Raw genomic sequence first — 19,282 nt, 5'->3', positions numbered from 1 at the left:
GATAATAAAATAAAATAAACCTTATTAATTTTTTATTCGGTGTAATTGCATAGCTTTATTAAGAAATTCTTAAGTTGAAGCAAACTTGTGAAGTGTTATTAAATTGTAAAACGTCAATTTTTTATTAAAAACAGATTTCTTAATCACATAAATATCGTGCTAAATAGGTATATTTATGCAAAATAAATATATATGAAAATTGAATGTTGCCCAAATTGTACTTCAACTGAGTATGTTAAGAGCGGAATTGTTAAAGATAGACAACGTTATAAATGTAAAAAATGCAATTACTTTTTTACCGTAAATAAAATAGGTAAACAAATAGATTCTTATTATGTGAACAAGGCTTTGCAATTATATTTGGAAGGGTTGAGCTATAGGGAAATTGAAAGGATTTTAGGGATTTCTCATGTGAGTATAATAAATTGGGTAAAAAAGTACAATATTAAAAGGCCGTATAGCTTTGAGTATCATTCAACTTATAAAATTTTAAATGCAGATGAGCTTGCAAAGTACTTTACGGAAAATAATAATTTAATTGGTGCAGGTGTTATTGTTACTGAGTTAGGGGACAAATATATGTTAATCCGTTGGGAACGATTTAAGGAGTAGCTATACATATTAGCAGATATATATATTAAATTTCATTTAGCATATATTTATTTTCATATTGTGAAGGTTAAAAATTGTTTTTTAGCATATTTTTTTAAATCAATTAACCAATAATAAACATTATGAGAAAAATTAAAATACTACTGTTTAGTATATTTATGCTTTCATTTCAATTTTCTTTTTCACAAGGCTCACCAGATTATAAGGGAGGCTTTAAAATTAAATTTAATGACGATGGAAGTAAGTACTTAAGAGTTATTTCCTGGGGGCAGTTTCAGGCAGTATACAATGATGATGTTCCCGATAATACAAGTAATCTAAGTTTTAATGTAAGAAGAGCTAGAGTATTATTGTTATCACAAATAACAAAGAAATTTTTATTAGTAACCCATTTTGGGTTGAATGGGTTAAACAGTGCAAATTTGCATCCAGTTGGTAAAGGTGATGGAAATCAGATTTTTATGCACGGAATTTGGGGGCAATGGAATTTAAATGATAATCATACTGTAGGAGGTGGTTTACATTATTGGAATGGAATTTCAAGATTAAATAACCAAAGTACATTAAATGGTCTAACTTTAGATAACAATCGTCAATCATGGGCTACTATAGGTCTATCAGATCAGTTTGCAAGACATTTAGGTTTTTTTGTAAAAGGAAAATTTAATAATTTTAAATATCAGTTAGCTATTAATGATGCCATTGTAAATGGTTTAGATATGCGAAATCCAGAAAATGGAGGTGCAGCTGTTTATGGAGGAAAGAGAATATTAGGATCTAAAGATGCTGGATTTGCTTACGCTGGTTATTTTGAATATAATTTTTTAGATCAAGAGTCCAATACATTACCTTATAAAGTTGGTACCTACTTAGGAACTAAAAAGGTGTTTAATATAGGTGCTGGTTTCTTTTCGCATCCTAAAGGCGCTGTTGTTGCTAACTCTTCAGGAAAAATGGAAGGTGAAAATGTTTCAATCCTTGCCGTTGATGCTTATTATGATGCTCCATTAAATGATGATGGAAGTGCAATATCTGCCTATGCAACATATCAATCAAATGATTATGGGAAAAATTATATGTATAGTGCATATGGAACTGGAAGTATGCTTTATGCACATGTTGGGTATCTTTTTTCAGGAGATGTGAAAAAAGCTAGATATCAGCCATATATGTCTTATGGCACAAATAGTTATGATGCTATAGACGACAATAGAAATGTATTTGGTTTAGGGGCTAATATGTTTTTAAGTGGTCACAATTCAAAATTTACTTTAGAATACAAAAATCAAAAATTTGGAGATAATAATTCTACAGGAACTGTTACGCTTCAGGCAATGATTTATCTATAATAATTAAAAACTTACGATTATGTCAAAAAAAGATATGAAAGCATATTGGAAGGAGAACCTTGGTTATTTAGCAATTTTGCTAGCTATATGGTTTTTAGTTTCTTACGTGTTTGGAATTTTATTAGTGGATCAGTTAAATACAATTAAGTTAGGTGGATTTAAGCTTGGTTTTTGGTTTGCACAACAAGGTTCAATGTATGTATTTGTAGTCTTAATATTCGTTTACGTAAAGTTGATGAATAAACTAGATAAAAAATATGGAGTTGACGAATAATTAAACTTTAAAAAAAAATTAAATCATGGGAATATTAACATGGACATGGATACTTGTTGGAATTACATTTGCACTTTATATAGGAATTGCAATTTGGGCTAGGGCAGGATCTTCAAAAGAATTTTATGTAGCTGGTGGAGGAGTGCCTCCAATTATGAATGGTATGGCTACTGCAGCAGACTGGATGTCTGCCGCTTCATTTATCTCATTGGCTGGTATTGTATCATTTACGGGATATGATGGGTCGGTTTATTTAATGGGGTGGACCGGGGGTTATGTGCTTTTAGCACTACTTTTAGCACCTTATTTAAGAAAATTTGGAAAATTTACGGTACCTGATTTTATTGGGGATAGATATTACTCTAATACAGCACGGATAGTTGCAGTAATTGCAGCTTTAATTGTATCGTTTACATATGTAGCCGGACAAATGCGTGGTGTTGGAATTGTATTTTCTCGTTATCTTGAAGTAGATATAAATACAGGAGTTTATATAGGTATGGCAATCGTTTTATTTTATGCTGTTTTAGGAGGAATGAAGGGAATTACTTATACACAAGTTGCACAATATTGTGTATTGATTTTTGCTTTTATGGTTCCTGCAATATTCATTTCATTTCAAATGACAGGTAACCCAATTCCTCAATTAGGTTTTGGTGGTGCAGGAGAAGATGGTGTTTATTTATTAGATAAATTAGATGGGCTTCAGCAGGAACTAGGGTTTCACGAATATACATCAGGAAGTAAATCTATGATAGATGTGTTTGCAATTACAGTGGCTTTAATGGTAGGTACGGCAGGATTGCCTCACGTAATTGTTCGTTTCTTTACAGTTCCTAGAGTAAAAGATGCTCGTGTTTCTGCAGGTTGGGCTTTATTATTTATTGCAATTTTATATACAACCGTTCCTGCGGTAGCTGTTTTTGCAAGAACAAAACTGATTGAAACAGTAAGTAATGCTGAATATGCTGAATTACCAGAATGGTTTGGAAATTGGGAAAAAACAGGATTATTAAAATTTGATGATAAAAATGGTGATGGAGTAGTGCAATATGTTGCAGATAAATCTACAAATGAATTGACTATAGACCGAGATATAATGGTATTGGCAAATCCAGAAATTGCACAATTACCAAATTGGGTAATTGCATTGGTTGGTGCAGGTGGTTTAGCTGCTGCATTATCAACTGCTGCGGGTTTATTGTTAGTAATAGCATCGTCCATATCACACGATTTATTTAAGAAAATTATAAAGCCAGATATCTCAGAAAAAGGAGAGTTAATGGCAGCTCGTTTAAGTGCATTAGTTGCAGTTTGTATTGCAGGATATTTTGGTATCAATCCGCCGGGATTTGTCGCCGCCGTGGTCGCCTTGGCTTTTGGTTTGGCAGCTGCCTCATTTTTTCCAGCAATTTTGTTAGGGATTTTTGATAAGAGGATGAATAAAGAAGGTGCTATTTCAGGGATGATTATAGGTTTAACATTAATGTTTTTCTATATGGCAAAATATAAGTTACATTGGATAGGTGATCCTGCTGTTGATACTGCAGAAAACTGGTGGTTTGGAATTTCACCGGAAGGTTTTGGTACTGTTGCAATGGTTGTAAACTTTATTGTTTCATTGGTTGTTTCAAGAATGACACCTGCACCACCACAAAATGTTCAAGATATAGTAGAAGATATTAGAATCCCATCAGGAGCTGGAGAGGCAAGTGATCATTAGTTAATTAGTTAGTGCAGACAGCATTATAATATTTATAGTGCTGTTTTTGTAACTTAATTGTCTTAAAACGTAAATAGTGAAAAAAAGACATCAACAAAAATTAATAGTTATTTCAATAATATTATTGTGTTTGTTTAACATTCCAATAATATTATTATTTAATTATAGCTCATCTTTTATGGGTTTTCCTCTTATTTATTTTTATGTTTTTTTTATTTGGATATTGAGTATAATAATATCTTATATAATTTTAAATAAGTTTTATGAGTAGTTTTTTAGTCATATTTATAATTATTATTTATTTGTCGGTCATTTTTTATGTTGCTTATTGGGCTGAGAAAAATTCAAAAAGTAAATGGGTTAATAATCCTTACGTATATACATTGTCTTTAGCTGTTTATTGCACAGCTTGGACTTATTATGGAAGTGTAGGTTTAGCAGCAACTTCAGGATTAAAATTTTTAACAATCTATTTAGGTCCGGTTATTATTATTCCGGCCTGGATAATTTTAATGCGTAAAATTTTAAAAATATCCAAAGCGAACAAAATTTCATCATTAGCAGATTTTATTTCATTACGTTATGGAAATAGTCGTTTTTTAGGAGCATTAGTAACTATTGTATGTGTATTGGCTATTGTACCATATATTTCACTTCAGTTAAAAGCTATTTCGGAAACGTTTAATGTTATCACAGATCATAAAACAATAACAAACTCTATAGTTAATGATACTACTTTTTATATAGCAATTTTATTAGCAATTTTTGCAGCTTTTTTTGGAACTCAACATACAGATGCGTCTGAGCGTCATAAAGGAATTATTACAGCAGTGGCTTTAGAGTCTATAATTAAATTAGTATTCTTTTTAATTATAGGAATTTATGTAACATTTTATTTATTTAATGGACCTTCAGATATTTATAATCAAGCCTCATTTTTACCAAATTTTAAAAGTCAACAAACAATAAATGGGTTAGAAGGCGGATTTAATTGGTTTTTTTTAACAATGCTTTCAATGATTGCAATAATGTTATTACCAAGACAATTTCAAGTTACAGTTGTTGAAAATGAAAGAGAAAAATATTTAAAAAAAGTTATTTGGTTATTTCCTTTATATCTATTGTTATTTAATGTTTTTGTAATTTTTATAGCTTGGGGAGGAAATATAGTTTTTCAGAATAAAAATGTTGATGCAGATTTATTTACTCTTATGTTACCACTTGTAAATGGACATGAATTATTAGCTTTAATAGTATTTCTTGGAGGGTTTTCGGCAGCAATATCAATGGTTGTAATTTCAACCTTAGCACTTTCAACAATGTTAAGTAATAATTTAATTATTCCTTACGGATTTTTAACAAAGTACAGTAAAGGGAAATCTTCTGAAAATACAGAATCTATTAAAAACATAAGAAGAGTTGCCATTTTTACATTAATAATATTAGCATATTTTTTCTATAGAAGTTTTACTTTAAATAGATCGTTAGTATCTATTGGTTTAATTTCTTTTGTTATAATTGCCCAGTTAGCACCTTCATTTTTTGGAGGTTTATTTTGGAGAAGAGCATCATCTAAAGGTGCAAAATATGGGATTATCATTGGGTTTTTAATTACTGTTTATACATTAATAATACCTTTTACAGTAGAATCACAATTACTTTCTACATCAATAGTAAATAATGGTTTGTTCGGGTTGAAGTTTTTAAAACCATATGAGTTATTTGGTTTACAATTATTTGAGCCAGTGCCACACGCTTTTTTTTGGAGTTTGTTTTTTAATATTTTAGTATATGTTATAATTTCTGTGATTATAGTTGGTAATTATAGAGAGCGAAATTTTGCTGAAATGTTTGTTGATAGTGCCAAATATGCAGAATTACATGAGAATGCTTATGTATGGAAAGGAGAAGCTTATGTAAGTGATATAAAACAAGTTTTAAGTCGGTTTTTAGGAGAGGAAAGAACAGAAAGAGCGTTGAATTTGTTTTATATGAAAAATGGAATAAATGTAGAGAATCCTATTGCTGATGCACGATTGGTCAACTTTTCAGAAAAATTATTAACAGGAAGTATTGGTAGTGCATCTTCTAGAATTTTAATTTCTACCGTAGTAAAAGAAGAAGAGATTACTTTATCCGAAGTTTTAAATATTTTGGATGAAACTAAAAAAACAAAACAATCTAATGTATTGTTAAAAGAGCGCGACAAACAAAAAGATGAATTTTTGGATACCGTAGCTCATGAGTTGAAAACTCCAATAACATCAATAAGAGCGCTTTCTGAAATATTATTGGAAGATGATGAGGTTGATAAAGAGACTAAAAACAAATTTTTAAGTAGTATAGTAACAGAAAGTGAAAGAATAAGTAGACTGATAAATAATATTCTTGATTTAGAAAAATTGGAAACAGGAAAAGAGCAACTTGATTTAAAAGAAAACTCTATTGAAAATACAATTAGAAAATCAATGGATGCTACCAAACAGATTGCAGATAATAAAGGAGTAAAATTAAGTTTTAACGGGGGAATTGATTCCTTATTAATTTATGATGAAGATAGAATTGAACAAGTAATAATTAATCTGTTGTCTAATGCTATTAAATTTTCAAAAGAAAATTATGGAGAAGTTATTATAAGTGCTGCACTTAAAAACAATAAAGGTGAAGTTTCAGTTGTTGATAATGGTAAAGGAATTGATCCAAATGATTTGGTCTCAATTTTTGATAAATTTTACCAATCAAAAAATCAAACAATTTTAAAACCTGTAGGAAGTGGGTTGGGTTTAGCCATAAGTAAACAGATAATAAAAAGTCATAACGGAGAAATATGGGCCGAAAATATAATCCCTCAAGGAGCCAAATTAACATTTACATTACCATTTAAACTAATTTAATATGAGAAAAATTTTAATAGTTGACGATGAACCAAATATTGTAATGTCATTAGAATATATTTTTAAAAAAGAAAATTTTGAAGTTTTTATTGCTCGTGATGGTACTGAAGCAATTGAAATAGCAGAAAATAATATTCCAGATATTATTTTATTGGATATTATGATGCCAAATGTAGACGGGTATCAAGTTTTAAAATATTTAAAAGGAGATGAGAATTTAAGTAAAATAAAAGTCATTTTTCTTTCGGCAAAAAATAAAGCATCAGACATAGAATTAGGTTTGCAATTGGGAGCAGATAAATATATGTCAAAACCTTTTTCAGTAAAAAAATTGGTTAAGGAAGTAAAAGAATTAATAAAATAAAAATACACTCAAGTTTAAACTGGGGGGTGAATAACAACTAAAAATTTATAATATGAGTTACCAAAAGCATTATAATAGTAGTATTGAAAATCCAGAAGTATTTTGGAAAGACCAAACAAAAAAATTAAAATGGTATAAAGAACCAACATCTATTTTGTCTAAAGATGAAAATGGATTTGATCGTTGGTTTGCTGATGGAAAGTTAAATATGTGTTATTTAGCAGTAGATAAACATGTTGAAGATGGATATGGAGATCAAACTGCAATAATTTACGATTCTCCGGTAACTCAAAGAAAAGTAAAATATAGTTATAGTAAAGTTAAAAGTGAAGTTGAACGTTTGGCAGGAGGACTTCGTGATTTAGGCGTTAAAAAAGGAGATACTGTAATTGTTTATATGCCAATGATTCCACATGCTGCATTTAGTATGTTGGCTTGTGCAAGAATTGGAGCAATTCATTCAGTTGTTTTTGGAGGTTTTGCCCCACATGAACTAGCCATAAGAATAGATGATTGTAAACCAAAAGCAATTATAACTGCAACTTCAGGGATGGAAGTAGACAGATTAATAGCCTATAAACCTTTAGTTGATGAAGCTATTAAATTAGCAACACATAAACCAGATAAAGTAATTGTTTATAAACGAAATTTAGGAGCGTTAAACACTAAAACAGAGCGTTATATTAGTTATAAAAAATTAGTAAAAAAATCGGAACCGGTTGATTGTGTAGAAATGAAATCAACAGATCCTTTATATATTTTATATACTTCAGGTACTACAGGAAAACCAAAAGGAATTTTAAGAGATACTGGAGGATATGCAACAGCCTTAAAATATTCTATGAAAAATATTTATGGAGTTGATGAGGGTGATACCTTCTGGGCGGCTTCAGATGTTGGTTGGGTTGTAGGGCACAGTTATATTGTATACGGACCTTTATTAAATAGAAATACAACTATTATTTTTGAAGGAAAACCGATTAAAACACCTGATGCAAGTACTTTTTGGAGAATTATAAGTGAAAATAATGTAAAGGTTATGTTTACCGCTCCAACTGCAATTCGTGCTATTAAAAAAGAAGACCCTGATGGAGAATTACTAAAAATGTACGATTTAAGTTGTTTAAAATATCAGTTTTTAGCAGGAGAACGTTGTGATGCAGCCACTTTAAGCTGGCTCGAAGATCAATTAAATATTCCTGTAATTGATCATTGGTGGCAAACAGAATCTGGTTGGCCAATGTTATCTAATTTAATGGGAGTTGAACATTTACCTATTAAGCCAGGTTCAGCAGCAAAAGCAGTTCCGGGGTATGATATTCATATTTTAAATGCAGAAGGAAAACAATTAGGACCAAATGAAGAAGGTTTAGTAGCTGTAAAATTACCAATGCCTCCAGGAACTTTACTAAATATTTGGGGAAATACAGACAGATATGTTGATGGTTATCTTAAAAAATTACCAGGTTATTATTTTTCTGGTGATGGTGGTTATACAGATGAAGATGGATATGTATTTATCACTGGCCGTGTTGATGATGTTATAAATGTTGCAGGGCACAGATTATCTACAGCCGAAATGGAAGAAGTTGTAGCAGCTAATCCTTCGGTTGCTGAATGTGCTGTTTTTGGGATTGAAGATCAGTTAAAAGGGCAAGTTCCTTTGGCTTTAGTTGTTTTAAAATCTGGAGATTATGTTTCTAGTTTTGAATTAGAATACAAAATTGTTCAGGAAGTTCGTAAGCAAATTGGAGCCGTTGCTTCTCTAAAAAAAGTGTTATTGGTTAACAGATTACCAAAAACACGTTCTGGCAAAATTCTTCGTAAATTATTAAGAAATATTGCAGATGGAGTTGAATATACAATTCCTTCAACAATTGATGATCCTGAAATTATTAATGAAATTACGCACGAATTCAAATTACATAAAATTGGAATTTACGAACATGCTACTGAAGAAGAAAAACAAACATTAGCAGATTTAAAAGTAGATTCTTTCATTAAATATTATAAATCATATCAACATAGTGTTAATGATCCTGAAGGATTTTGGGCTCAAATTGCCGAAACTTTTACTTGGCATAAAAAATGGGATTCTGTTGTTGAATACGATTGGGATAAACCAAAGTTTGAATGGTTTAAAGGTGCTAAATTAAATATTACAGAAAATTGTTTAGATCGTCATTTATCAAAAAGAGGTGATGACTTAGCTATTATTTGGGAACCAAATGATCCAACAGAATCTAACAGAACTTTTACTTATAAAGAATTACATGCTGAGGTTTGTAAATTTTCAAATGTTTTAAAAAATAATGGTGTAGAAAAAGGAGATAGAGTTTGTGTGTATATGCCTATGGTTCCTGAATTAGCAATTGCTGTATTGGCTTGTGCTAGAATTGGAGCTGTTCATTCAGTAGTTTTTGCTGGATTTTCTGCAGTAGCTCTTTCAACAAGAATTAACGATGCCGAATGTAAAGTTTTACTAACTTCTGATGGTGTTTTTAGAGGAAGTAAAGCTGTAGATTTTAAAACTATTGTTGATGAAGCATTGGAAACTTGTCCAACTATTGAAAAAGCAATTGTTTTAAATAGAGTTAATGGAGATATTAACATGAAAGCAGGACGAGATATTTGGTGGCACGATGAAATTGCTAAAGTTGATGCTGTTTGCGACGCTGAGGTAATGGATGCAGAAGATATGTTGTTTATTTTATATACTTCAGGATCAACAGGTAAACCAAAAGGAATGGTGCATACTTGTGCTGGTTATATGATTCATACAGCATATAGTTTTAAAAATGTATTTCAATATACACATGGTGATGTGTATTTTTGTACTGCTGATATTGGTTGGATTACCGGACATTCATATATAGTTTATGGACCGTTGGCTGCAGGAGCAACAACTTTAATGTTTGAAGGAATTCCTTCATATCCAGATTATGGACGTTTTTGGCAAATAGTTGAAAAGTATAAAGTAAATCAGTTTTATACAGCACCAACTGCAATTAGAGCATTGGCAGCACAACCAAATGAATTAATTGAAAAACACGATTTAAGTTCAATAAAAGTATTAGGAACAGTAGGAGAGCCAATAAATGAAGAGGCTTGGCACTGGTATGATGAAAAAATAGGAAAACAAAAATCTCCAATTGTAGATACTTGGTGGCAAACAGAAACAGGTGGAATTATGATTTCTCCTTTAGGTGGAGTTACACCAACAAAACCAACTTTTGCAACAAGACCCTTACCAGGAATTCAGCCATGTTTAGTTGATGAAAATGGAGAAGAGTTAAATACGAACCCTGCGGAAGGGAAATTATGTATTAAATATCCTTGGCCGTCTATGGCAAGAACTATATATGGAGATCACAAACGTTATAAAGAAACTTATTTTACGGCGTTTAAGGACAAATACTTTACAGGAGATGGTTCATTTAGAGATTTAGAGGGAAATTATAGAATTACAGGTAGAGTAGATGATGTTGTAATAGTTTCTGGTCATAATTTAGGAACTGCACCAATTGAAAATATTATTAACGAACATAGTAATGTTGTAGAATCCGCAATTGTTGGTTATCCTCATGATATTAAAGGAAATGCATTGTATGCTTATGTAATTGTATACGAGGAACCAGGAAATAAAGATTTTTTACGTACCGAAATTAATGAATTAATTGCACGTACTATTGGCCCAATAGCAAAATTAGATAAAATTCAGTTTGTACCTGGACTACCAAAAACACGATCAGGAAAAATTATGAGACGTATTTTACGTAAAATTGCAGAGAATGAAACTTCAAATTTAGGAGATATTTCAACTTTATTAAATCCAGATGTGGTTGCGGCCATAATGGAAGGATCATTGGTTAAATAAACAAAAACTTGCTAAAAAATAAAAAGCCTTCAGAAATGAAGGCTTTTTTTAATTAAAAAAACGTTATTCTTTATTTATTTTAGAATCTTATTTTTGGATGTTAATTGTTATTAGAATTCGAAATAAATTCCGATTTATAAAAACTTCAATAAGAAAGCCTAGTTTATATCAATCCTTCCTTATTTGAAGTCCTAAACAAATCGGAATAATTCACTTTTCTTTCCTGTTTCAATTTTGATATAATTTTCAGAAATAATAGTGCAGTAATATAAGCATCTCCAGAAGCTGTATGCCTGTCATGTTTTGGAATATTAAACTCTTTACACAATACATCTAAATTAAAATGTTTGTTTTTTTTCCCTTTAAGTTTTTTATACAAAATACCGGTATCAATACTTTTGTTTTTAAGTTTAGGTAAATTCATTCTTTTAAGAGCTGCATTTACCATTTCAATATCAAATGCTGCATGATGCGCAACTAAGATAGAGTTTCCTACATAATTTATAAATTTTTCCAAAGCCTCAATTTCTGTATATTTTAAAAGGTTTCCGTCTTTTAAAATTCCGTGAATTTCAACAGTTTCAGCATTAAATTCATTTTGTTTTAGGTACAATTCAAAATTATCAGCAACATCTAGTGTGTTATTTAAAACAGTAATAGCTCCAATTGAAAGAATTCTATCTTTCACAATATCTAATCCGTTGGTTTCGGTATCAAAAACAATAAATCGAGTTTCTTCAATTTTTTTTGATTCTTTGGTTTTGAATGTTTTTAAATATTCTTTCCAAAACTCAGGATGTGTATTTTTTTTAAACCAATTGAACATTATAGCATTTGAGATAAATTATATCTAACTTTTATCAACTCTTGAATATCTTTAATAGGTTTAAAACAACCTTTTAATTTTAATTTTTCAGCTTTGTTTAAACTTTTTAAATTAATATATCTACCGGAATCTTTATGTTTTATTCCTTGTTCAGTTCTAAAACGCAATAATATTTTAAAAGAATCTATACACATTAAATATAAATCGTTATTTTGAGGTTCAATTTCAATTAATTTTTGAAAGCGTTCAATAGTATTGTTTTTATCTTTTACTTTATGAGATAAAGTTAATAACCTTGCAGCATCAATTAAAGGCATTAGAGCTCTGCTTTTTATATCGAATTGATCCTTATTTTCTCCATCGTCTTCAACTAAAAATTGCCTAAAAAAACCAAGAGGAGGTGGGTTTATCAAAGCATTTTTCCCTAAAAAGTTAAGGAATATTTCATAAGATTTTATTGAGTTAAAAATACTTTTAGACATTTTATTTACCAACCCTAGATCACCATAAATTAAATTGTAATCAAAAAATATGGTACACATCATAATTGATTTTTCAGAAGGAATAGTAATCCATTTGTTGAATTGATGTTTCCATTCTTTTAATGAAAGACAATAATCAGGGTTGCTCGCCATCATTTCTGCAGGGCAATATTCAAATCCAACTATACTTAATTTTTTAGTTATTTTTTCTGATAAGCTAATAAAATAGTCTTTTGTTTCTTGATGGTTTTCATCTGGAACATTTTGAAATACTAGAGCATTATCCTGGTCGGTGACTAGTAATTGCTCTTTTCTACCTTGACTTCCTAAAGCTAACCATCCAAATTTTACTGGCGGTTGTTTTTTCATTTCTTTTAAAGATAATTCAATAGCTTTAATTGTTATAGCATTAGTGATTTCAGAAATTATATTAGACACAAAAACAATAGGAATTTTTTGTTCTATATATCCATTTAAAAGGTTTGATGTTTTTTCTCTAATATATTTTAATGTTTCAACATCTTTAGCTCGTTTTAATTCTTTTATCAAAACGGAAGGGTTGTTTCCTTGTAATACAACAATGTCATGTTCAGACATAATTCCGGTTAATTCAGAATTGGGAGTTCCATCCTTAGTAATACATAAATGTGTAATTTTATTTTTAAGCATTGCAATTTGAGCTTCAGCTGTTGTAATTTTTTCTGAAACTGTTATTACGGGCGAAGACATTATCTCAATTACTTTTTTATTAATAGAAACAAATCCTGTGGCTATTTTTAAACGTAAATCTTTATCCGTTATAATTCCAATTGGATTTTTATCTTCTACAATTAAAATTGATCCAACTTTATTTGAACTCATTATTAATGCAGCTTCTTTTATTGAAGTAGATTTAAGGCAAGTTACTGGGTCTTTACTGTATTCAGCTGTTTGAAAATCTGAGAAATTACCGTTGTTATCTTCTAGAGTTTCAATGTTAGCAAATAATTTACCATTATTGTTTTTTGCATACGGAGTTTTAATATTTGTAGAAAAACTAGCAATCAAAAACTTATTTACTTTTTCATTATTTTCAATAATTTCTTTTAAAATGTTTACAGATATTGCATATAAAATCGATTCTTCATTTGCCTTAGCGCTCATTAAATAATGATCATTTTGGACTAATGGTCTTAAACCAAAAATATCTCCTTCATCACAAATATCAACTAATATCTCATCACTTTCAATAGTTCTATACAAACCAATAGCTCCATCTTTTACAATATAAAAGTTTTCATGCGGTATTTCTCCTTGCTGAAATACAGTTTTTCCTATTTCAATATAGGTTACTTTAACATTACTTGAAACTAAAAATAACTGTTTTTTATTTAAAACATCAAAAGGAGGAAAGTCTTTTAAAAAATCAAATATGCGTTCTGAAATAGTGTTTTTCATACTTTTTATAGATGAATGTTAAACACTGAAGTTACAAAAAAATGAATATTAATAAAAGTAGGTTAACTATTTAAGTGATAATTAGTTTTTACTAAATCTTGAATGTTTAATGCATTATTTTTTTTGTATTGATTTGTTAGTTTTAGAAAAACAAAAGCTGTAAGTAATGCATCTCCAGATGCCGTATGTCTATCGTGCATTGTTATATTAAACCTTCTACATAAATCGTCTAGGCTAAATACTTTATTATATCTATTATTTGGAGATAATTTTTTATAAATGTAGTTGGTATCTAGTTGCTTAGATATAATAGGACCCAAATTAATTCTTTTTAGAGCTGTATTTATCATATTTAAATCAAAAGCAGTATGATGGGCAACTATAACGGCATCATCTAAGTATTCAATAAATTGAATAAGAGCTTCTTCTTCGCTAATTTTTATCTCATCACCATTTTTTCTTATCCCATGAATTTTAACGGTTTCTTTATTAAAAACTTCTTGTTTAATATATACTTCAAAAGAATCTGTAACTAAAATTTTGTTATTTTGAATTGCAACAGCCCCAATACATAACATTCTGTCATTTTCATAATCAAAACCTGTTGTTTCAGTATCTAAGACTACAAATCGGATATTTTCATAATTAGAGTATTTTTCGCTATTTGAAACTTTATCAATATAATCTTGCCAATATTTTGGAAAGTTTTTTCTTTTAAATAGACCTAACATAATTAACCAATTTGAGTTGTTTTAAAACGGATTTTTATAGCTTCTTGAACATTTTTAATAGGATTAAAACAACTTTTTAATTTTAATCTATCCGCTTTACTTAAACTATTGATATCAACAAATTTTCCACTATCATTATTTGCCAACCCTTGGGAAGTTCTAAATGTAAGAAGTATTTTAAAGGCGTTTGAACACGATTCAAACAAATCTTTATTTTGCGGTTCTACTTCCATCATTTTTTTATAACGTGCTATTGTATTGTTAATTTGAAGGCCGTGGTATAATGAAAATATTCGAGCCGCATCAACTAGAGGTCTAATTGCTCTAGATTTAATATCAAAGTTATCTTTGTTTTCACCATCCTGTTCTACTAAAAATTGTTTAAAGAAGCCTAATGGAGGAGGGTTGTCTAATGTTACTTTTCCTAAAAAGCTTAAGAATATCTGATTTTTCTTAATTAATTTTAAAACACTTTTAGCTACTTGATTATATAATTCTTTATTTCCATATATAAGTTCAAAGTCATAAAAAATAATACTTAACAGAATTTTTTCAGGAATAGGATCTTTAATCCATTCTTTAAATTGATGTTTCCATTCTCTTTTAGACAAACACCATTTAGGATTACTAGCCATAATGTTTGCGGGGCAATATTCAAATCCAACAATATTTAATTTTTCGGTAACCTTGGTTGCTAATTTTAAGAAATATGCTTTTACACCGTCGTATTCTGAATCTTCAACATTTTCAAATACAAGTGCATTATCTTGGTCGGTCATTAATAATTGTTCTTTCCGTCCTTGACTTCCAACTGCTAACCAAGAGTATTCAACAGGAGGTTTTTTACCTATTTCTTTAATAGAAAGTTCAATTGCCGCTTTTGTAATTGCTGTATTTATTTCAGAAATAACCTTTGTTACAAAATAAATAGGAATTTCTTGCTCTATGTATCCTTTAGTTAATTCGGCAGCTTTTGATCTAATATACTTTAAGGTCTCTGCATCTTTTGCACATTTAATTTCTTTAATTAATAAAAGAGGATTGTTGCCTTGAATTAAATTTAAATCATGCTCAGTTAAAATCCCTACTAACTCAGAGTTATTTGTACCATCTTTTGTAATACATAAATGAGAAACTTTATGTTTTAATCGAGCTATTTGAGCTTCGGCCACTGTTATATTTTCAGGAAAAGTAATAACAGGACTAACCATTATTAATTCAACGGGATCAGTTATTTTAAAAATCCCTGTACCTATTTTGGTTCTTATATCTTTATCTGTAATAATTCCAAGAGGAATTTTGTCAACTGCAATTACAATTGAGTTAATAACATTGGTTGTCATTCTAATTGCAGCTTCTTGTATTGTGGTTTTAGGATTACAAGTTATTGGGTTTTTAGTGTATTTAGCAGATTGAGTTTCAATAAAAGTATTTTCAACTTTTTTTATGGCCTTTATATTTGCAAATAATTTCCCTTTATGTTTTTCTGAAAATGGATCTCTAGTATTTGTGGCAAAACTAGCAATTAAGAATTGACTTACTTTTGGTATGTTTAAAATAATATCATTAAATAAATTAATAGGAATACCATATACTATAGATTCTTCATTTGCTGAAGCTCCCATTAAATAGTTTTCCTTCATTATTAAAGGTCTAAGACCAAATAAGTCTCCTTCATCACAAATATCAACAATATGCTTTTTGCCTTCGGCAAATCTATACAATCTAATTACTCCCTCATATACCATATAAAGATGTTCATGAGGAGTGTCATTTTGACTAAAAATGATTTGATCTTTTTCAAAATAATTAATCTCTACATTTTTAGCTACTTCAAGTAATGTCTCTTTTGGTATTAAATTAAATGGAGGATAGTTTTTTAAAAAATCCAAAATTCTTTCCGCAATTGTATTTTTCATACTAGCCATAAATCAACTATTATATTTTTTTAAATTTTCTAAAACTAAGTTATAATAATTTTCTCCGTGAGGTACAAAACCATTATTATTAAGTTTTAAACTATCAATTAATTTTTTTAACGTGATTAATTTAATCTCTGATACTTCTTCTTTCTGAACTTTTAAAGAGTCAAAATCAAAATTTATGTTACACATATATATATGGTGTATTTCATTATCAATTAAATTAACATGATGTTTAACCTTTTTTTTAAATATAGAAATGAAATCGAGCTGTTCAATAGTTAGTAATAAACCTATTTCTTCTTCAACTTCGCGTAAAGCGGAAGTTTCTGGTTTTTCACCAGCAGAAATATGCCCAGCTACAGAAACATCCCACAAATTTGGAAAGGTATCTTTGTTTTTAGCTCTTTTCTGAATAATTATTTCACTTTTATTATTAAATATCCAAATATGCGTACTTGCATGTAAAAGCCCCTTTTTATGAGCCTCAGATTTTAAACAGGTTTTCCCCGTTTTATTTCCGTTTTTATCTAATAGGTCAATATATTCATCCATATCTTAAAAAAGGAAAGGCAGCGAAAGCTGCCTTTCTCTCAATTTTATTTAAAATAACTAAAGTTTTCTCCTTTTTTTATAGTTAATAATGTTTCATAAATTAATCTGATCACATTTTCTACGTCATCTTTATGAACCATTTCTACTGTTGTATGCATATATCTTAAAGCTAATGATATTAAAGCAGAAGGAACACCTCCATTACTATAAGCAAAAGCATCGGTATCAGTTCCTGTTGCTCTAGATGAAGCTAAACGTTGAAATGGAATTTTATTTGCTTCAGCCGTTTCAATAATTAATTCTCTTAAATTATTTTGAACAGCAGGGGCATAGGTAATAACAGGTCCATCACCAGATTTTGTTTCTCCTTCTTTATTTTTATTAATCATTGGTGTGGTTGTATCATGACAAACATCAGTAATAATTGCCACATCTGGTTTAATAGTGTGTGAAATCATTTCAGCTCCTCTTAATCCAATTTCTTCTTGAACAGAATTAGTAATATACAATCCAAAAGGTAATTCAACCTTATTCTCTTTTAATAATCTAGCAACTTCAGCAATCATAAAGCCACCCATTCTATTGTCTAAAGCTCTACAAACAAAATTGTTTTTATTTAAAATAAAAAATTCATCAGGATAAGTGATTACACAACCAACATGAACCCCAAGTTTTTCAACTTCTTCTTTTGTTTTACAACCAACATCAATAAAAATATTATCTAATTTAGGAGCTTCTTCTTTTCCTCCAATTCTTGTATGAATAGCAGGCCAACCAAAAACACCTTTTATAATTCCTTTTTTAGTATGAATATTTACCACTTTTGATGGAGCTATCTGGTGATCACTACCTCCATTTCTAATTACATAAATTAAACCTTCTGGAGTAATATAATTAACATACCAGGAAATTTCATCTGCATGTCCTTCAATAACAACCTTAAAATCTGCATCAGGATTAATTACACCAACGGCTGTTCCATAGCTATCAGTAATAAATGTATCAACATATGGTCTTAAATAATCCATCCATATTTTTTGTCCTTCACTTTCGTAACCGGTAGGAGATGCATTATTTAAGTATTTTTCTAAGAATGAAATAGAACTTTTATTTATTATTTTTTTACTCATAATTTATTTTTTTAATAAAAAACGAAGATACTAAAATGTTAATTCATTAATTATAAATTAATAATCATTTTAAATAATAGATACTAAAAAGTATAATTGAAAGTTGTAATTTTGAAAACGTTTTTGATTAATTAAAGAATATTTATGAAAGTTAAGTTTAGAGTCCTATTATATATATTTATAACTATATATGGTGTAAATCTTTTTTCGCAAGAGAAAAAGATTGTAGATTCTGTTTCCTTAACAGATAAATATGTAATATTTGAAGGAGATACTTTATTGATAGAGCTGGATGAAGTGTTACTTTTAAAAAAGTTAAAATTCAAAACTTCATACGATAGAAGATATTATTACTGGTTCCGTAAAAAAACATTAAAAGCCTACCCATTTGCTAAAATGGCAACAGAAAGGTTAGATGTGTTAAATGAAAGAATTGATAATATGAAGTCGAAAAGAAAAAAACGTGTTTACACAAAGCGTATTCAGAAATACATGGAGGGGGAGTTTACAGAACAACTAAAAAAGCTAACTCGTACTGAAGGTAGAATACTAATAAAGTTAATTCATAGGCAAACAGGAAACACAGTTTATGATTTGGTTAAAGATTTAAGAAGCGGATGGAAAGCATTTTGGTACAATTCAACGGCCAATTTGTTTAAATTATCTTTAAAATCTGAATATGATCCAGAAAATGTAGAAGAAGATTATTTAATTGAAGATATACTACAACGTGCCTTTGTAGATGGTACATTAGAGGAACAACCATCTAAATTAGATTTTAATTTTATAGAATTAAGTTCTAAGGATGTTATTTTGCCTAAGCCAAAATCAAAAAAAAAGTAATTTATTTAAAAATAATACTTGCGTAATTAAAATAAATGTTCTACTTTAGTAGTCCGCCTATTTTTTAAAATGAAAGTAAGTTTGCAGTTTGAAATATTGTTATATTTATAAGTATTGGATTTTCAGGGGGGTATAGGATATTTTAAAATTTTTAATAAAAAGAGTTAAAAAAAGCTTGTTTAAGAATAAAAAGTAGTTACATTTGCACCCGCTAACAAACAAAGGTAAGTTGGTAAAAAGTTCAGGAATTTAGTGTAAATAAA

General features: G+C 29.3%; 14 protein-coding genes. 8 read left to right on the top strand and 6 right to left on the bottom strand.

The features are described 5' to 3' along the window. Nucleotides 1-192 precede the first annotated feature (192 nt). The 7 genes from DAD81_RS09105 (at nucleotide 193) to acs (ending at nucleotide 11,093) form a co-directional block, all read left to right on the top strand. The gene (locus DAD81_RS09105; RefSeq protein ID WP_111707958.1) at nucleotides 193-612 is read left to right on the top strand and encodes an IS1/IS1595 family N-terminal zinc-binding domain-containing protein; all 420 of its coding nucleotides are present in this window, start codon (nucleotides 193-195) and stop codon (nucleotides 610-612) included. Between the two features lie 122 nt (nucleotides 613-734). Then, nucleotides 735-1,961 (top strand): hypothetical protein, encoded by a 1,227-nt coding sequence (locus DAD81_RS09100; RefSeq protein WP_111707957.1) that lies wholly within the window; start codon nucleotides 735-737, stop codon nucleotides 1,959-1,961. A gap of 19 nt (nucleotides 1,962-1,980) precedes the next feature. Continuing rightward, a complete protein-coding gene (locus tag DAD81_RS09095; protein WP_111707956.1) occupies nucleotides 1,981-2,235 on the top strand; it encodes a DUF4212 domain-containing protein in 255 nt (84 codons plus the stop codon). A 25-nt stretch (nucleotides 2,236-2,260) separates the two neighbouring features. Next, the gene (locus DAD81_RS09090; RefSeq protein ID WP_111707955.1) at nucleotides 2,261-3,958 is read left to right on the top strand and encodes a sodium:solute symporter family protein; all 1,698 of its coding nucleotides are present in this window, start codon (nucleotides 2,261-2,263) and stop codon (nucleotides 3,956-3,958) included. A 263-nt stretch (nucleotides 3,959-4,221) separates the two neighbouring features. Beyond that, nucleotides 4,222-6,852, top strand: a complete 2,631-nt coding sequence (locus tag DAD81_RS09080) for a sensor histidine kinase (protein WP_111707953.1) — start codon at nucleotides 4,222-4,224, stop codon at nucleotides 6,850-6,852. Between the two features lies 1 nt (nucleotide 6,853). Then, a complete protein-coding gene (locus DAD81_RS09075; RefSeq protein WP_111707952.1) occupies nucleotides 6,854-7,216 on the top strand; it encodes a response regulator transcription factor in 363 nt (120 codons plus the stop codon). Nucleotides 7,217-7,268: 52 nt separating this feature from the next. Next, nucleotides 7,269-11,093, top strand: a complete 3,825-nt coding sequence (acs, locus tag DAD81_RS09070) for an acetate--CoA ligase (RefSeq protein ID WP_111707951.1) — start codon at nucleotides 7,269-7,271, stop codon at nucleotides 11,091-11,093. Between the two features lie 163 nt (nucleotides 11,094-11,256). Here the strand turns inward: acs and DAD81_RS09065 are convergent, their stop codons facing one another. The 6 genes from DAD81_RS09065 to DAD81_RS09040 form a co-directional block, all read right to left on the bottom strand. Next, nucleotides 11,257-11,919 (bottom strand): 3'-5' exonuclease, encoded by a 663-nt coding sequence (locus tag DAD81_RS09065; RefSeq protein ID WP_111707950.1) that lies wholly within the window; start codon nucleotides 11,917-11,919, stop codon nucleotides 11,257-11,259. Continuing rightward, the gene (locus tag DAD81_RS09060; protein ID WP_111707949.1) at nucleotides 11,919-13,838 is read right to left on the bottom strand and encodes a DUF294 nucleotidyltransferase-like domain-containing protein; all 1,920 of its coding nucleotides are present in this window, start codon (nucleotides 13,836-13,838) and stop codon (nucleotides 11,919-11,921) included. Before DAD81_RS09060 ends, DAD81_RS09065 begins: the two co-directional genes overlap by 1 nt. A gap of 62 nt (nucleotides 13,839-13,900) precedes the next feature. After that, nucleotides 13,901-14,569, bottom strand: a complete 669-nt coding sequence (locus DAD81_RS09055) for a 3'-5' exonuclease (protein WP_111707948.1) — start codon at nucleotides 14,567-14,569, stop codon at nucleotides 13,901-13,903. A 2-nt stretch (nucleotides 14,570-14,571) separates the two neighbouring features. Then, entirely contained in the window at nucleotides 14,572-16,497 is a 1,926-nt protein-coding gene (locus DAD81_RS09050) for a DUF294 nucleotidyltransferase-like domain-containing protein (protein ID WP_245949202.1), read from the bottom strand. 3 nt (nucleotides 16,498-16,500) lie between these two features. Then, entirely contained in the window at nucleotides 16,501-17,046 is a 546-nt protein-coding gene (locus DAD81_RS09045; RefSeq protein WP_111707947.1) for an NUDIX hydrolase, read from the bottom strand. 44 nt (nucleotides 17,047-17,090) lie between these two features. Beyond that, nucleotides 17,091-18,176, bottom strand: a complete 1,086-nt coding sequence (locus DAD81_RS09040; RefSeq protein ID WP_394340161.1) for a M42 family metallopeptidase — start codon at nucleotides 18,174-18,176, stop codon at nucleotides 17,091-17,093. 144 nt (nucleotides 18,177-18,320) lie between these two features. Here DAD81_RS09040 and DAD81_RS09035 point away from each other — a divergent pair, with 144 nt between their 5' ends. Further along, nucleotides 18,321-19,019, top strand: coding sequence for a DUF4294 domain-containing protein (locus DAD81_RS09035; RefSeq protein ID WP_111707945.1), 699 nt, complete (start codon nucleotides 18,321-18,323; stop codon nucleotides 19,017-19,019). The last annotated feature ends 263 nt before the right edge of the window (nucleotides 19,020-19,282 follow it).

It is taken from the genome of Lutibacter citreus, from assembly GCF_003260195.1.
GTDB lineage: Bacteria > Bacteroidota > Bacteroidia > Flavobacteriales > Flavobacteriaceae > Lutibacter > Lutibacter citreus.
The sequence above is the reverse complement of the archived record's forward strand: the minus strand, read 5'-3'. Positions and strand labels throughout refer to the sequence as shown.

Coding starts and splice junctions, on each gene's coding strand:
- DAD81_RS09090 (WP_111707955.1), top strand. CDS start 2,261: ATGGGAATATTAACATGGACATGGATACTTGTTGGAATTACATTTGCA.
- DAD81_RS09035 (WP_111707945.1), top strand. CDS start 18,321: ATGAAAGTTAAGTTTAGAGTCCTATTATATATATTTATAACTATATAT.
- DAD81_RS09080 (WP_111707953.1), top strand. CDS start 4,222: ATGAGTAGTTTTTTAGTCATATTTATAATTATTATTTATTTGTCGGTC.
- DAD81_RS09065 (WP_111707950.1), bottom strand. CDS start 11,919: ATGTTCAATTGGTTTAAAAAAAATACACATCCTGAGTTTTGGAAAGAA.
- acs (WP_111707951.1), top strand. CDS start 7,269: ATGAGTTACCAAAAGCATTATAATAGTAGTATTGAAAATCCAGAAGTA.
- DAD81_RS09055 (WP_111707948.1), bottom strand. CDS start 14,569: ATGTTAGGTCTATTTAAAAGAAAAAACTTTCCAAAATATTGGCAAGAT.
- DAD81_RS09040 (WP_394340161.1), bottom strand. CDS start 18,176: ATGAGTAAAAAAATAATAAATAAAAGTTCTATTTCATTCTTAGAAAAA.
- DAD81_RS09105 (WP_111707958.1), top strand. CDS start 193: ATGAAAATTGAATGTTGCCCAAATTGTACTTCAACTGAGTATGTTAAG.
- DAD81_RS09075 (WP_111707952.1), top strand. CDS start 6,854: ATGAGAAAAATTTTAATAGTTGACGATGAACCAAATATTGTAATGTCA.
- DAD81_RS09100 (WP_111707957.1), top strand. CDS start 735: ATGAGAAAAATTAAAATACTACTGTTTAGTATATTTATGCTTTCATTT.
- DAD81_RS09045 (WP_111707947.1), bottom strand. CDS start 17,046: ATGGATGAATATATTGACCTATTAGATAAAAACGGAAATAAAACGGGG.
- DAD81_RS09095 (WP_111707956.1), top strand. CDS start 1,981: ATGTCAAAAAAAGATATGAAAGCATATTGGAAGGAGAACCTTGGTTAT.
- DAD81_RS09060 (WP_111707949.1), bottom strand. CDS start 13,838: ATGAAAAACACTATTTCAGAACGCATATTTGATTTTTTAAAAGACTTT.
- DAD81_RS09050 (WP_245949202.1), bottom strand. CDS start 16,497: ATGGCTAGTATGAAAAATACAATTGCGGAAAGAATTTTGGATTTTTTA.